This window comes from Ferriphaselus sp. R-1 (assembly GCF_000746095.1).
Classification (GTDB): domain Bacteria; phylum Pseudomonadota; class Gammaproteobacteria; order Burkholderiales; family Gallionellaceae; genus Ferriphaselus.
Map to the genome: position 1 here is coordinate 374552 of NZ_JQKP01000002.1, position 13217 is coordinate 387768.

Here is a 13217-nt window from a genome sequence, read left to right on the forward strand (position 1 = left end):
TCAGAGCAGCCCAACGGCCAGACGCTCCAGCCAGGTGACCGGCACGATCAGGATGAGTTGGCACAGGATGAACAGAGCTAGCACCGAAAGGTCGAGGTTGCCGATGGTTGGCAGGCGGCGACGTAATGGCGACAGGAAGGGGCGGTTGATCGCATTCAGCACGGGTGCCAGCGGCGTGTGCGGATTTACCCAGGACAGGATGGCCTCGACGAAGAGTGAGCCTATCAACAGATAGATGCTGATCTTCAGCAGCTTGACCACCGTCCAGGCCAACAGGCCAAGCAGGGGCAGGCCGGTGAACGGGTAGCCCTGCACACCGAGATTGGCGGTCACGTAAAAGCCTTCGACGATCGCGGCCAGCAGCAAGGTGGCGGTATCGTAACCCCAGGCGGAGGCGATGAAACGGCGGGTGCGCAGCACCACAAAATCGGTGAACACCATGACGAACTCGCCGACCGGGTTGCGCAGCGGTGCGCGCAGCCATTGCAGATGGAAGCGCAGCAGCAGGATCGCCGCGAACGGTTGTACCAGCGTATCGAGCAGGAATTGGAGCGCTTGTGCCAACATCAGTCGCGCCCCAGCTCGTCGCCCAATTCCCGCGAGCGCTGTGCTGCTGCATGAGCGGCGGCCACAATGCCGGCTTTGACCGATGCCGCGTCCATGCTGAGCAGGGCGCGCTCCGTGGTGCCGTTCTTGGAGGTGACGCGGGCGCGCAGCACGCTGACATCCTCATGGCTGGACTCAGCGAGCTTGGCTGCCCCGATAAAGGTGTCCAGTGTCAAGCGACGGGCAGCGTCAGCGTCAAAGCCCAGCTCTCTGGCAGCCTGTTGCATCGCTTCGATGAAATAGAACACATAGGCCGGGCCGCTGCCGGAGATCGCGGTCACGCCGTCCATCAACGTCTCATCGGTCAGCCATAAAGTGTGGCCCACGGCGGCCAGGATGTTTTCCGCCTGCTCCCGCTGGTTCTCGGCTACTTGAGGCAGGGCGTACAGGCCAGTCATGCCGCGCCGCACCAGCGCCGGGGTGTTGGGCATGGCACGTACGATGTTCTGTGTTCCCAGCCAGCGCGCCAGATCGATTGCCCGGATGCCGGCTGCGATGGAAATGATCAGCTGTCCGTCCAGTGCCGGGGCGATCTCTGTGGCGATGCTGCGGAGCTGCTGGGGTTTGACTGCCAGCACGATCACCCGGCTATGGGCTACGCCCTCGGCGACAGCGGCAACGGCGCGTACCCCGAACTCCTCATGCAGGCGTACCCGCGCATCGGGGTTGATCTCGACGACCCGGATCTTGCCTGCCGAGTGTCCGCGCTTGAGCATCCCGCCGATGAGTGCCGTCGCCATGTTGCCACCGCCTATGAAACAGATGCTCATGTCGTTTCTCCGTAGTTTCTTGGTCCAAAGATGGCCGTTCCGACCCGTACCAGCGTCGCGCCCTCGTGGATGGCCGCCGCAAAATCGTGCGACATGCCCATCGATAATGTGTCCAGCCTGAACCCGTGGGCATTCAGCTGCTGTTGCAATTCGCGCATCCGGGCGAACGGGGCGCGCTCGGTCTCACCCGAGGCGGGGGCGGGGATCGCCATCAAGCCGCGCAAGCGCAGGTTCGGTAATCCGGCGATGGCCTGCGCCAAGGCTTCGACTTCGCCAGGCCGTACGCCGCTTTTGCTATCTTCCCCGCTGATGTTCACTTGCAAGCAGATGTTCAGCGGCGGCAGCCCCGCCGGACGCTGCTCTGACAGCCGTGCCGCGATCTTCGGTCTGTCCACTCCGTGCACCCAGGCAAAATGTTCGGCGATGCTGCGCGTCTTGTTGCTCTGGATGGGGCCGATGAAATGCCATTCGATGGGCAGGTCAGCCAGCTCCGCCATCTTCTCGACGGCTTCCTGCACGTAATTCTCGCCGAAGGCGCGTTGTCCGACGGCATATGCTTCGCGCACCGCCGAGGCCGGGAAAGTCTTGCTCACAGCCAACAGATCCACCGTTGCCGGATCGCGTCCGGCAGCGCGTGCCGCCGCCGCGATGGCCGCGTGCACAGCTTGCCAGTTGGAAGTGATTGTGGTCATAATCGGTCGCGTTTCAGGTTGACTCGGCAAGCCCCACCCGGTGGGTTTGTCCAACGACGGGGGATTATAGTGGATATTACCGAACTGCTCGCCTTTGGCGTCAAGAGCAAGGCCTCAGACCTGCATCTTTCTGCCGGCTTGCCGCCGATGATACGGGTGCATGGCGACATTCGCCGCATCAATCTGCCGCCGCTGGAAAGCAAGGACGTGCATGCCATGGTGTACGACATCATGAACGATGGCCAGCGCAAGCATTACGAAGAGAACAAGGAGATCGACTTCTCGTTCGAGGTGCCGGGGCTGGCACGCTTCCGCGTGAATGCCTTCAACCACCAGCGCGGAGTTGGCGCGGTGTTGCGCACCATTCCTTCCACCGTGCTGACGCTGGAGGATCTGAAGGCACCCAAGATATTCAAGGACATTGCCGAATACCCGCGCGGCATCGTGCTGGTGACGGGGCCGACCGGCTCCGGCAAGTCCACCACGCTGGCGGCGATGATCAATCACGTCAACGAGAGCATGCTGGGACACATCCTGACCGTGGAGGACCCGATCGAGTTCGTCCATGAGAGCAAGAAATGTCTGATCAATCAGCGCGAAGTCGGTCCGCACACCATGTCGTTCAGCAATGCGCTGCGCTCGGCGTTGCGTGAGGATCCGGACGTGATCCTGGTCGGCGAAATGCGCGATCTGGAAACCATCCGGCTGGCGATGACGGCGGCTGAAACCGGCCACCTCGTGTTCGCCACCTTGCATACCAGCTCCGCTGCCAAGACTATCGACCGTATCATCGACGTGTTTCCGGCTGACGAGAAAGAGATGGTGCGCGCCATGTTGTCCGAATCACTCCGCGCCGTGGTTTCGCAGACCTTGCTCAAGACCAAGGACGGCAACGGTCGCGTGGCCGCTCACGAGATCATGATCTGTACCCCGGCCATCCGCAACCTGATCCGCGAAGCCAAGGTGCCGCAGATGTATTCCGCCATCCAGACAGGCCAGGCCATGGGCATGCAGACGCTGGACCAGTGTCTGATGGATCTGGTGCGGCGCGGCGTCGTTGCCTCCTCCGAGGCGCGCACCCGTGCCGCCAACAAGGATATGTTCCCGGCTTGATCGCCGCCGGAGCCGAATCATGGACCACGTGCTTGCGACCGAGACGATCCACTCCCTGCTGCGACAGATGCTGGCGCACAAGGCATCCGACCTGTTCATCACCGCCGGTTTCCCGCCGGCACTGAAGATTGACGGTGTCCTTACCCCGCTGTCCGACCAGTCCTTGACTGCGCTGGATACGCAGGAACTGGCCGGTAGCCTGATGAATGCCAGGCAGGCGAACGAGTTCGAGATCGCCCATGAGTGCAACTTTGCCATCAGTCCGCCGGGCATCGGGCGTTTCCGCGTCAACGTGTTCATGCAGCAGTTGCATGTCGGGATGGTGTTGCGCACCATCACTACCAAGATCCCGACCATCGAGCAGATGAATCTGCCGCCCATCCTCAAAGATATCGTGATGAGCAAGCGCGGGATGGTGTTGCTGGTCGGGGCGACAGGCTCCGGCAAGTCCACCACGCTGGCGGCGATGCTCGGGCATCGCAATCTGAACAGTCGGGGGCATATCGTTACGGTGGAAGACCCGGTGGAGTTCGTGCATGAGCACCGCAACTGCATTGTCACCCACCGCGAGATCGGTGTGGACACCGACTCGTGGCATTCGGCGCTGAAGAACGCCATGCGCCAGGCCCCGGACGTGATTCTGATCGGCGAGATACGCGACCGCGAAGCGATGGAATACGCCATCTCGTTTGCCGAGACCGGTCACCTATGCTTGGCCACGCTGCATGCTAACAATGCCGATCAGGCGTTGGACCGTATCATCAACTTCTATCCGGAAGAGCGCCGCGAGCAAGTGCTGATGAACCTTTCGCTCAATCTCAAGGCATTGATCTCGCAGCGGCTGATTCCGCGCAAGAGTGATTCCGGGCGCATCGCCGCGATGGAGATACTGCTCAATTCCCCGCTGATCGCCGACCTCATCTTCAAGGGCGAGATCAACGAAGTGAAGGCGGTGATGGGCAAGTCGCGTGAGATCGGGATGCAGACCTTTGATCAGGCGCTGTTCGCCTTGTTCGATAGCGACCTCATCACCTACGAGGAAGCGCTCAAGAACGCCGACTCGCTCAACGACCTGCGCTTGCGTATCAAGCTGGAGAGCAAAGCGGCCAAGGATAGCGATCTGATGTCAGGTATCGGTCACTTGAAGTTGACCTGAACCCGTCAGGGACGGTTGCTGCCCGCCCGCATCTTGTATTCGAACAAACGACACTCGATCGCGCCGTTGAACAACGGGGTGCGCCGACTGGGCGAAAGGCGCATCAACTTGGCGATGCGCAGGTCGGCGGTGAACAGGTAGGCATTCCAGCCTGCGAATCTCTGCTTCAGCGTGTCGCCCAGCTTGGGGTAGAGCGCGGCCATCTCATCTTCATCACCCATGCGTTCGCCGTAAGGCAGGTTGGCGACGAGGATGCCGGGCTCATCGGTCGGTGGCGAGGCTTCCAGCGCATTGCACTGTTTCAGGTCCACGGTCTCGCGCAGACCGGCATCGTCCAGATTGGCGTGGGCCGCGCGCAACGCATCACCGTACAAGTCGCTGCCGTAGATGGGCAGCTCGCTCACCGGCAGTTGTGCGGCCAGTGCCTGTTCGCGCATCTCGCTCCACAGCTTGCTATCGAAGTTCTTCAGCTTCTCGAAGGCGAAGCGCCGTGCTATGCCCGGCTGGATGTTGAGCGACATCTGCGCCGCCTCAATCAGGAAGGTACCGCTGCCGCACATCGGGTCGATCAGCGGGATGCCTGGTTTCCAGCCGGTCATCATCAGGATGCCCGCCGCCAGGTTCTCGCGGATGGGGGCGATGTTGGTGTGCAGGCGCACACCGCGCTTGAACAGCGCATCACCGGAAGTATCCAGATACAGCGTGACCTTCTCGCCCTCGATGAAAGCGTGGATGCGCATGTCCGGTTCCAGCGTGTCCACGCTGGGGCGCGCGCCCTTGGCGCTGCGGAACTTGTCACAGATCGCGTCCTTGATCTTGAGGGTGATGAACTCCAGACTCTTCAGCGGGCACTTGATGGCGGTGACGTTGACGCGGATGGTGTCCTTTACGTCGAACCAGCGCGGCCAGGGCAGATCGAGCGCCATCTGGTAGATGTCCTGTTCACTGCGATACAGCAGCGCAGGCTGCACCTGCCACAGGATGCGCGAGGCCAAGCGGCTTTGCAGGTTGGCGCGGTAGCACACCGCCCAGTCTCCGAAGAAGCCGACGCCGCCGTCAGTGGGGGCTAACTTGGTCGCACCGAACGAGGTCAGTTCGTCGGTGAGAAGTTTTTCCAGCCCGCGCGGGCAAGGTGCGAAGAATTCAGGCATATCAGAATGGTTTAACGACTACGAGTATGACCACGGCCATCAACACCAGCACGGGCACTTCATTGAAGAAACGGAACCACACGTGACTGCGCGTGTTGCGTCCGGCGGCGAACTCTTTGACCAGATGGCCGCAGTACAGGTGATAGGCGACCAGGCCGAGCACCAATGCGACCTTGGCGTGCAGCCAGCCGCCCTCGAAGCCGTAGCCGAACCACAGCCATAGCCCGCTAGCCAAGGCCAGTGCAGCGATGGGCGTGACGAAACGATACAGCTTGCGCTCCATCAGCCCCAGCCGCTCCAGCGTCGCGGCATCGCCCACCATCGCGTGGTTGACGAAGATGCGCGGCAGGTAGAACAACCCGGCGAACCAGGAAACGACCATGATGATGTGGAACGCCTTGAGCCAAAGCATGGAATGTCCTATGTGAAAATCGTATGCGGCGGATTATACGGGAAGCCGGTTTACGTCCGCTTCACGGAGGCTGCGTTCAGGGCTTGTCAGCCGCGCGGAGCGGGCTGATCCACATCTGATACAGGGACGACAAGATCATCACGGTTGAAGCGACGCTGTAGCCGAAGCCGCCAATGATGACCAGCCAGGCAAAGCCGGGATTCATCTTGGTCAGCCACCAGGAAACGACATCCAGCATCAGGAAGCCGAACGGCGTGAAGATCAGCAGCGCTTTCATCTTGGACGAGAAGCCGGTCGCGTAGGTGAAGATCCAGCCCACGAAGAAGAAGATGAATGCGATGCCGAACAGATGGATATGTGACACGCGCGTCAAGGTGGAGAAGGAGGCTCCCTCATCACGCTTGGTCATCTGGTCCATCACCGCCTTATCGGCGACGTTGGCCAGCCCCGGCATGTTGGCGTGGCACGGGGCACAATACTCGTCGACCTTGGGCTTGATGCTGGACTCCCATTCGTTCGCCGGCGCGCCCTTGTCCGCCCATTTGAGCAGCTCCAGCCTGACCTCGGGTGGCGCATTGTCCTTCATCGAACCATAGAGTTTGGCTTCCAGCTTGGAGGCGTTCGGGCCGTCATGGTTGCCGTGGTAGCTGTATACGATGTCGTCCACCGACAGGCCAGGTTTGCCGTCTGCCATTCCGTGCGTCAGCATGATCTGGGCTCCGGCCATCAATAATCCCAGGCCTATGGTCAGCAGGTAGCCGGTGAACAGTGTCTTGGTGGGCAGGGCTAGATTTGCCAGGGTGAAGCGTTGGATATCTGTCATGGCGCGGTACTGATAGTTAACAATGGACGGGATTATACCCCTTTGGGAAGATGGCCCACGCGGCTACATGGGCATAGAATCGGGGCCATCGGGTCATTCGATGTATGGGATACAGGGGGTGTGGCAATGAAGGCGATCAGGATGATAGGGGCGGTGCTGGCGGCGCTCCCGTTGGTGGCGCTGGCTCAGCAGCCGGTGAGTTTCAAGGCGGACATACGGCCCGTGCTGGATGATTATTGCTTGAGCTGTCACGTGCCCGGCGGCAAAGGATACGAAAAGAGCAAGTTGGACCTGAGCAGTTACCAGAGCCTGATGAAAGGCACCCAGTTCGGTCCGGTGGTCAAGCCTGGAGATAGTCAGAACAGTACGCTCAACATGTTGATCGAAGGGCGGGCCGACCCTTCCATCAGCATGCCTTACGGCATCAAGGGCTCGTTGTCTCCAGACAAGGTCAGATTGTTCAAGCGCTGGGTGGATCAGGGCGCCAAGGACAATTGAGCGGCGTGTGGTTCGCCAGCTCTGGTTGCTCGGGGCACCGCGCTCCGGCTCACTGCTCGGCCATTCCCTGCAACGTGGCCACGGCAAGACACAGATCCTGCCAAGCCTTGGCTTTTTCCGTAGGTGAGCGCAGCAAATAGGCGGGGTGGTAGGTGATGATGAGCGGAATGCCGTCGAACTCATGCAGATGACCACGCAGCGAGCCTAACGCCGCATCGCGTCCGAGTAACGAGGTGGCGGCAGTCTTGCCTAGGGCGACGATGAGTTTGGGCCGGATCAGTTCGATCTGGCGGCGCAGATAGGGCAGGCACTGCGCGATCTCGTCCGGCTCCGGTGTGCGGTTGCCGGGCGGGCGACACTTCACAATGTTGCCGATGTAGACATTGTCGCCGCGCTTGAGCTTGATGGCCGCCAGCATGTTGTCCAGCAGCTTGCCGGCCTGTCCCACGAAGGGTTCGCCCTTGATGTCCTCGTCTGCACCGGGACCTTCGCCCACGATCATCCAGTCAGCCTGCTCGTCGCCCACCCCGAACACGGTCTGGGTGCAGGTCGGACGCAGCTTGCAGGCGGTGCAGTCGGTTACTTTTTGTTTCAGCTCTGACCAGCCTAAGTCGGCATAAGGCGAAGGCTGAATGGCGGCTGGAGCAGGGGGGGCGGCGGTTCGTTTCATCTCGGGTTCCGGTGGTGCGGGCTGTGGCGGCGCGACGGCGACCGGCGGAGCTTCCACCTGCACATCGCGGCGCAACCACAGCGGATAAATGTTCAGTTCGCGCAGCAGCGCGTCATCGTGGTTCACAGCCGTCTCTCCATCAGGATCGCGTCTTCGCGCCCATGTGCTGCCGGGTAGTAGCTGCGCCGGCGACCGATCTCGGCGAAGCCGGTCTTGCGGTAGAGCGCCAGCGCAGCCGTGTTGGATGGGCGCACTTCCAGGCACAGTCGGGCAAAGTTGCGTGCCCTGGCTTGAGCTTCCAGCCAGTGCATCAGATCGTTCGCCAAACCCTGACGCTGGCAGCTGCTTGCTACGCCCAGGGTCAGCAGCTCCGCCTCGTCCACGCCCGGCAGCAGCACGGCATAGGCGCGCAGAGAGCCATGCTCCTCATCTACCCAGCCTTGGTAACCCGAGGCCAGCGCATCGGCGAACATGCCGCGAGTCCACGGATGGGCGTGCACGGCTTGTTCGATGGCCAAGACGGCATCCACATCCGTTGCGGTCATGGTGCGGATCACGCCGTCGCTCCGCGCGCCAGCCGCTCTGCCGTGGTCAGCGCCACCTTGTCGCGCAGGTAGAAGGGAGCGGCCAGTGCGGCATCCATGCCCGCGCCTGCGACCAACAAGGGAGCGGCCAGACGGGCTATGGCGGCAGCCTGCGGAATGGCTGTGCCATCGCTGCTCGCCAACTGACCGGCATAGCGGACGGCCAGCGCGTTCTCGTGTGCGGCGAAGCCACTGCCGCTGCCGTGCCAGCCCTCGCCCGTCACCATCGGCGCATCTTCCGCCTTGCACAGATTCGGCTCGACCACCGTCAACCAGGCATCGTCCCGCTTGGCGTAAGCCGCGTGATAGATCTCGCCCATGCGCGCATCCAGCGCGGCGATCACCTTGTCTTGACCGGCGGCCTCGGCCAGTGCCAGCAAGGTGCAGATGCCGACCACCGGCAGCCCGGCTCCCAGCGCCAGCCCCTGCGTCACGCCACAAGCGATGCGCACGCCGGTGAACGAGCCGGGGCCGGAGCCGAAGGCGATGCCATCCAGTTCGCCCAGCTTTACGCCCGCCTCGCGCAGCACGCTATCCAGCATGGGCATCAACAATTCGGAGTGCTTCTGCCCCACCAGCTCGCAGCGCGAGGTCAGCGCGCCGTCTTGCCACAGGGCGACGGAGCAATATTCGGTGGAGGTTTCGAGGGCGAGCAGGCGCATCAGGCCACCAGCAACAATGCCACCGCCTGCGCTGCGATGCCTTCGCCGCGTCCGGTGTAACCCAGTTTTTCGGTGGTGGTGGCTTTCACGTTGACGGCGTTCATCGCAACGCCCAGGTCGGCGGCAATATTGGCGGTCATGGTCGGGATGTGCGGGGCCATCTTGGGCGCTTGGGCGATGATGGTGGCATCCACGTTGCCGATGCGGAAGCCTTGCGCTTCGACCTTACGCACCACGTCGCGCAGCAGGATGCGGCTGTCGATGTCCTTGAACTGCGCATCGGTGTCGGCAAAGTGCCGCCCGATGTCACCCAGCGCCGCCGCGCCCAGCAGCGCGTCGCAGATGGCGTGCAGCAGCACGTCGGCATCGGAATGGCCGAGCAGCCCTTTTTCGTAGGGAATGTCCACCCCGCCGATGATGAGCTTGCGCCCTGCCACCAGTTGATGAACGTCGAAACCTTGTCCGATACGCATTTCGTCTGTACTCGATTGGGGCGCGAAGGCCCGGGTTGGATGGGGCGGGAAGGCGGGAGCGCCGTCCTTTGTCAGCGGCGGATTGTAGCAGCAGGGAGCCTGGCTGCGGGAGTCTGAGCAGGGCGGCGGGCAGCGACACCGGCGACTGGGCTGTGCTAGCATTGCGCACTCTGATGCGTCTTCGGTACGCAGTGACGACGATGAGACCCCATGCGCCCCTACCTTGACTTGATGCAACATGTGCTGGACCACGGCACGAGAAAATCCGACCGCACCGGCACCGGCACCACCAGCGTGTTCGGCTACCAGATGCGCTTCGATCTTTCCAAGGGCTTTCCGCTGGTCACGACCAAGAAGTGCCACCTGAAATCCATCGTCCACGAATTGCTGTGGTTTTTGCAGGGCAGTACCAATACCAAATACCTCAAGGACAACGGCGTCTCGATCTGGGACGAGTGGGCGGACGAGCACGGCAACCTTGGCCCGGTGTACGGCAAGCAGTGGCGTTCGTGGGAGACCGTCGATGGTCGCGTGATCGACCAGATCAAGATCGCCGTCGAGCAACTGAAGAACAACCCGGATTCGCGCCGCATCATCGTCTCGGCCTGGAACGTGGGCGAGTTGGACAAGATGGCGCTCGCGCCCTGCCATGCCTTCTTCCAGTTCTACGTGGCAGACGGCAAGCTGTCGTGCCAGCTCTACCAGCGCAGCGCGGACATCTTCCTCGGCGTGCCGTTCAACATCGCTTCTTATGCCTTGCTCACGATGATGATGGCGCAGGTGTGCGGGCTGAAGTATGGCGACTTCGTGCATACCTTCGGCGATGCGCATCTGTATTCCAACCACATGGAGCAGACCGCGCTGCAACTCGCGCGCGAGCCGCGTGCGTTGCCGACGATGAAGATCAACCCCGAGGTAAAAGACATCTTCGGCTTCAAGTTCGAGGATTTCACACTCGAAGGCTACGACCCGCACCCTCCGATCAAAGCACCCGTTGCCGTTTAACTCAAGAAAGTCACTATGGACATTTTCCTGCTGCTGAAAGCGGCCATCCTCGGCGTGGTCGAAGGTCTGACCGAATTCCTGCCGATCTCTTCCACCGGCCACCTGATCCTGGTGGGCGACTTGCTCAATTTCAACGACGAGCGCGGCAAGGTGTTCGAGATCATCATCCAGTTCGCCGCCATTCTGGCGGTGTGCTGGGAATACCGCACCCGCATCAGCGCCGTCATCATCGACCTGCCCCGCAGCAAGCCGGCGCAACGCTTCGCGACCAATTTGATGGTGGCTTTCCTGCCTGCGGCGATGCTGGGCTTCCTGTTCGCCAAGAGCATCAAGGCGCATCTGTTCGCGCCGGTGCCGGTGGCCAGCGCCTTCATCATCGGTGGTTTCATCATTCTGTGGGCGGAGCGGCGCGACCATCAGACCACCATCCATTCGATCGAGGATATGAACTGGCGGGATGCGCTTAAGGTCGGCCTCGCCCAGTCGCTGGCGCTGATCCCAGGCACATCGCGTTCCGGCGCGACCATCATCGGCGGCCTGTTCTTCGGCCTGTCGCGCCGTGCCGCGACGGAGTTCTCGTTCTTCCTTGCCATCCCGACGCTGTTTGCCGCCACCTTGTACGAAGTGGTGAAGTATCGCGACCTGTTCCATGCCAGCGACCTGCCCATGTTCGTCGTCGGCGGCATCGCCTCGTTCATCAGCGCCTTCCTGTGCGTGCGCTGGCTGCTGCGCTACATCAGCAACCATGATTTCACCCTGTTCGCCTGGTATCGCATCGTGTTCGGCCTGATCGTACTGGCTACATCGTGGACGGGCCTGGTCAGTTGGTCGGCCTGATTTTGGACGGTGATGTCAACCTGAGTCGGAACGATGCGTTAGAACAGGCACCTCGTCTGCTCATCGAACGGGTGCAAGCGGCCAAGCTCACAGCACTATGTGCTACTGGCTGTTTCGGGACACTACTTAAACTTGGAGACAATATGAAATCTATCATTGCAAGCGTGATCGTTGGAGCAGGTCTGATGGTCGCTGGCTCTGCCGGTGCTGTCGATATGCCTGCTACGGCCAAGAAGCTCAACTGCACTGCCTGTCACGCGATTGATAAAAAAGTGGTCGGCCCGGGCTGGAAAGCGGTTTCCGACAAATACAAGGGCGATGCCGGTGCCGAAGCCAAGCTGATCACCAAAGTGACCAAGGGCGGCGGCGGTGTCTGGGGCTCCATGCCCATGCCGGCCAATGATCCGAGCGGCACCAAGCAAGCCGAGATCAAAGAGCTGGTGAAATTCATCCTGTCCCTGTAAGTCGTGGCGGGATAGTCAGCAAGCCGGGGCGACCCGGCTTTTTTCTTGCTTGTGAAATTGACAAGCGCGGGAGCCGCTACGCATAATCCGCGCGTCCATCCTATGACCTCCTGATCCCGCCATGTCGCCCAAACGCTCCGCCTTGACGCTTGCTCTGCTGCTTACCGCCACCCTCGCCGCCTGCGGCAAATCTGCAGCGCCTACCGGCACAGCTGCCACAGGCGAGCTGCTCGTCAAGATCGGCTCGGTCGCACCGCTGACCGGGCCGCAAGCGCATCTGGGCAAGGACAACGAGAACGGCGCGCGGCTGGCCATTGAGGATGCCAACGCAAAGAGCATCAGCATCGCCGGGCAAAAAGTGCATTTCGAGCTGGTGAGCGAGGACGATCAAGCCGACCCGAAGACCGCCACCATCGTGGCGCAGAAGCTGATGGACGATAAGGTGAACGGGGTCATCGGCCACCTCAATTCCGGCACCTCCATCCCTGCCTCGCGCATCTACCACGACCTCGGCATCCCGCAGATCTCGCCGTCCGCTACCGCCATCGCTTACACCGCGCAGAATTTCAACACCGCCTTCCGCGTGATGGCCAATGACGGCCAGCAGGGCAAGGCACTGGGCGATTTCGCCGCCAGCAATCTGAGCGCCAAGAAGATCGCCGTGATCGATGACCGCACTGCTTACGGCCAAGGTCTGGCGGACGAATTCATCAAGGCGGCCAAGGCGGGTGGCGCGACCATCGTGGCGCAGGAATACACCAGCGACAAGGCCGTGGACTTCACCGCCGTGCTGACTTCGATCAAAGGCAAGCAGCCCGATCTGGTGTTCTTCGGCGGCATGGATCCGCAGGGCGTGCCGTTGGTCAAGCAGCTCAAGGCGCTGGGCTTGAACGCCAAATTCATGATGGGCGACGGTGGCTTTACGCCCAAGCTGATCGAGTTGGCTGGCGCTGCGGCGGAAGGCGTGTATGCTTCGCTACCCGGCGTGCCTCTGGCGCAAGCTCCGGCGGGCAAAGATTTCACCCAGCGCTATGAGGCACGCTTCAAGCAACCCATCCAGCAATACGCGCCCTACTGCTACGATGCAGTCAACGTGATGATTGCCGCCATGCAGCGCGCCGACTCCGCCGATCCGGCCAAGTATCTGCCGGAACTGGCCAAGACCAACCACGATGGCGTGACCGCCAAAATCGCCTTCGATGCCAAAGGTGACCTGACCGGCGGCGCGGTGACCTTGTACCAAGTACAACAGGGCAAGTGGCAACCGGTGCTGACCATGGGTGGCGCAGCCAAGTAACGCC

At 61.6% G+C, this 13217-nt stretch carries 17 protein-coding genes; 7 read left to right on the forward strand and 10 right to left on the reverse strand.

Going from position 1 to position 13217, the window contains the following annotated elements; all coding sequences use genetic code 11:
- The 3 genes from DM08_RS04190 to DM08_RS04200 are packed head-to-tail and all read right to left on the reverse strand — an operon-like array spanning position 1 to position 2068.
- Positions 1–567, reverse strand: a complete 567-nt coding sequence (locus DM08_RS04190; protein WP_035383351.1) for a YggT family protein — start codon at positions 565–567, stop codon at positions 1–3.
- Entirely contained in the window at positions 567–1376 is an 810-nt protein-coding gene (gene proC, locus DM08_RS04195) for a pyrroline-5-carboxylate reductase (RefSeq protein ID WP_035383352.1), read from the reverse strand. Before proC ends, DM08_RS04190 begins: the two co-directional genes overlap by 1 nt.
- Positions 1373–2068, reverse strand: coding sequence for a YggS family pyridoxal phosphate-dependent enzyme (locus tag DM08_RS04200; RefSeq protein WP_035383353.1), 696 nt, complete (start codon positions 2066–2068; stop codon positions 1373–1375). The genes proC and DM08_RS04200 overlap by 4 nt, the downstream gene beginning before the upstream one ends.
- A gap of 69 nt (positions 2069–2137) precedes the next feature.
- Between DM08_RS04200 and DM08_RS04205 the strand changes: the two genes are divergently transcribed.
- On the forward strand, positions 2138–3181 hold the full coding sequence (locus tag DM08_RS04205; RefSeq protein ID WP_035383354.1) for a type IV pilus twitching motility protein PilT: 1044 nt from the start codon (positions 2138–2140) through the stop codon (positions 3179–3181).
- Positions 3182–3200: 19 nt separating this feature from the next.
- Positions 3201–4337: a PilT/PilU family type 4a pilus ATPase gene (locus tag DM08_RS04210; protein WP_081908756.1), complete on the forward strand. Its 1137-nt coding sequence runs from the start codon at positions 3201–3203 to the stop codon at positions 4335–4337.
- Positions 4338–4342: 5 nt separating this feature from the next.
- Here the strand turns inward: DM08_RS04210 and DM08_RS04215 are convergent, their stop codons facing one another.
- The 3 genes from DM08_RS04215 to DM08_RS04225 all read right to left on the reverse strand — a co-directional run bounded on the left by DM08_RS04215 (position 4343) and on the right by DM08_RS04225 (position 6723).
- On the reverse strand, positions 4343–5488 hold the full coding sequence (locus DM08_RS04215) for a THUMP domain-containing class I SAM-dependent RNA methyltransferase (RefSeq protein ID WP_035383355.1): 1146 nt from the start codon (positions 5486–5488) through the stop codon (positions 4343–4345).
- Between the two features lies 1 nt (position 5489).
- The gene (locus DM08_RS04220) at positions 5490–5900 is read right to left on the reverse strand and encodes a CopD family protein (protein ID WP_035383356.1); all 411 of its coding nucleotides are present in this window, start codon (positions 5898–5900) and stop codon (positions 5490–5492) included.
- A gap of 76 nt (positions 5901–5976) precedes the next feature.
- Positions 5977–6723 carry a hypothetical protein gene (locus tag DM08_RS04225; protein WP_035383357.1) on the reverse strand — a complete coding sequence of 249 codons (747 nt, stop codon included), beginning with the start codon at positions 6721–6723 and terminating at the stop codon, positions 5977–5979.
- Positions 6724–6849: 126 nt separating this feature from the next.
- Between DM08_RS04225 and DM08_RS04230 the strand changes: the two genes are divergently transcribed.
- Positions 6850–7221: a c-type cytochrome domain-containing protein gene (locus DM08_RS04230; RefSeq protein WP_035383358.1), complete on the forward strand. Its 372-nt coding sequence runs from the start codon at positions 6850–6852 to the stop codon at positions 7219–7221.
- A gap of 49 nt (positions 7222–7270) precedes the next feature.
- On the opposite strand, the gene DM08_RS04235 is transcribed toward DM08_RS04230, so the two are convergent.
- The 4 genes from DM08_RS04235 to ispF are packed head-to-tail and all read right to left on the reverse strand — an operon-like array spanning position 7271 to position 9610.
- Positions 7271–8017 carry a uracil-DNA glycosylase gene (locus DM08_RS04235; protein WP_035383359.1) on the reverse strand — a complete coding sequence of 249 codons (747 nt, stop codon included), beginning with the start codon at positions 8015–8017 and terminating at the stop codon, positions 7271–7273.
- Entirely contained in the window at positions 8014–8448 is a 435-nt protein-coding gene (rimI, locus tag DM08_RS04240; RefSeq protein ID WP_237560216.1) for a ribosomal protein S18-alanine N-acetyltransferase, read from the reverse strand. Before rimI ends, DM08_RS04235 begins: the two co-directional genes overlap by 4 nt.
- Positions 8445–9137 (reverse strand): tRNA (adenosine(37)-N6)-threonylcarbamoyltransferase complex dimerization subunit type 1 TsaB, encoded by a 693-nt coding sequence (gene tsaB / locus DM08_RS04245; RefSeq protein ID WP_035383360.1) that lies wholly within the window; start codon positions 9135–9137, stop codon positions 8445–8447. The genes rimI and tsaB overlap by 4 nt, the downstream gene beginning before the upstream one ends.
- Positions 9137–9610 (reverse strand): 2-C-methyl-D-erythritol 2,4-cyclodiphosphate synthase, encoded by a 474-nt coding sequence (gene ispF / locus DM08_RS04250; protein ID WP_035383361.1) that lies wholly within the window; start codon positions 9608–9610, stop codon positions 9137–9139. The genes tsaB and ispF overlap by 1 nt, the downstream gene beginning before the upstream one ends.
- Before the next feature lie 210 nt (positions 9611–9820).
- On the opposite strand from ispF, the gene DM08_RS04255 reads away from it, so the two are divergent.
- The 4 genes from DM08_RS04255 to DM08_RS04270 all read left to right on the forward strand — a co-directional run bounded on the left by DM08_RS04255 (position 9821) and on the right by DM08_RS04270 (position 13213).
- Positions 9821–10615, forward strand: coding sequence for a thymidylate synthase (locus DM08_RS04255; RefSeq protein WP_035383362.1), 795 nt, complete (start codon positions 9821–9823; stop codon positions 10613–10615).
- A 15-nt stretch (positions 10616–10630) separates the two neighbouring features.
- Entirely contained in the window at positions 10631–11452 is an 822-nt protein-coding gene (locus DM08_RS04260) for an undecaprenyl-diphosphate phosphatase (protein ID WP_035383363.1), read from the forward strand.
- A 143-nt stretch (positions 11453–11595) separates the two neighbouring features.
- The gene (locus DM08_RS04265) at positions 11596–11916 is read left to right on the forward strand and encodes a c-type cytochrome (RefSeq protein ID WP_035383364.1); all 321 of its coding nucleotides are present in this window, start codon (positions 11596–11598) and stop codon (positions 11914–11916) included.
- 121 nt (positions 11917–12037) lie between these two features.
- Positions 12038–13213 carry a branched-chain amino acid ABC transporter substrate-binding protein gene (locus DM08_RS04270; protein WP_051937787.1) on the forward strand — a complete coding sequence of 392 codons (1176 nt, stop codon included), beginning with the start codon at positions 12038–12040 and terminating at the stop codon, positions 13211–13213.
- Positions 13214–13217 lie beyond the last annotated feature (4 nt).

Excerpts from the sequence above, each read along its gene's own strand:
- proC (WP_035383352.1), bottom strand. The coding sequence starts at position 1,376 with ATGAGCATCTGTTTCATAGGCGGTGGCAACATGGCGACGGCACTCATC.
- DM08_RS04210 (WP_081908756.1), top strand. The coding sequence starts at position 3,201 with ATGGACCACGTGCTTGCGACCGAGACGATCCACTCCCTGCTGCGACAG.
- DM08_RS04255 (WP_035383362.1), top strand. The coding sequence starts at position 9,821 with ATGCGCCCCTACCTTGACTTGATGCAACATGTGCTGGACCACGGCACG.
- DM08_RS04260 (WP_035383363.1), top strand. The coding sequence starts at position 10,631 with ATGGACATTTTCCTGCTGCTGAAAGCGGCCATCCTCGGCGTGGTCGAA.
- DM08_RS04215 (WP_035383355.1), bottom strand. The coding sequence starts at position 5,488 with ATGCCTGAATTCTTCGCACCTTGCCCGCGCGGGCTGGAAAAACTTCTC.
- ispF (WP_035383361.1), bottom strand. The coding sequence starts at position 9,610 with ATGCGTATCGGACAAGGTTTCGACGTTCATCAACTGGTGGCAGGGCGC.
- tsaB (WP_035383360.1), bottom strand. The coding sequence starts at position 9,137 with ATGCGCCTGCTCGCCCTCGAAACCTCCACCGAATATTGCTCCGTCGCC.
- DM08_RS04265 (WP_035383364.1), top strand. The coding sequence starts at position 11,596 with ATGAAATCTATCATTGCAAGCGTGATCGTTGGAGCAGGTCTGATGGTC.
- DM08_RS04200 (WP_035383353.1), bottom strand. The coding sequence starts at position 2,068 with ATGACCACAATCACTTCCAACTGGCAAGCTGTGCACGCGGCCATCGCG.
- DM08_RS04220 (WP_035383356.1), bottom strand. The coding sequence starts at position 5,900 with ATGCTTTGGCTCAAGGCGTTCCACATCATCATGGTCGTTTCCTGGTTC.
- DM08_RS04190 (WP_035383351.1), bottom strand. The coding sequence starts at position 567 with ATGTTGGCACAAGCGCTCCAATTCCTGCTCGATACGCTGGTACAACCG.
- DM08_RS04270 (WP_051937787.1), top strand. The coding sequence starts at position 12,038 with ATGTCGCCCAAACGCTCCGCCTTGACGCTTGCTCTGCTGCTTACCGCC.
- DM08_RS04230 (WP_035383358.1), top strand. The coding sequence starts at position 6,850 with ATGAAGGCGATCAGGATGATAGGGGCGGTGCTGGCGGCGCTCCCGTTG.
- DM08_RS04225 (WP_035383357.1), bottom strand. The coding sequence starts at position 6,723 with ATGACAGATATCCAACGCTTCACCCTGGCAAATCTAGCCCTGCCCACC.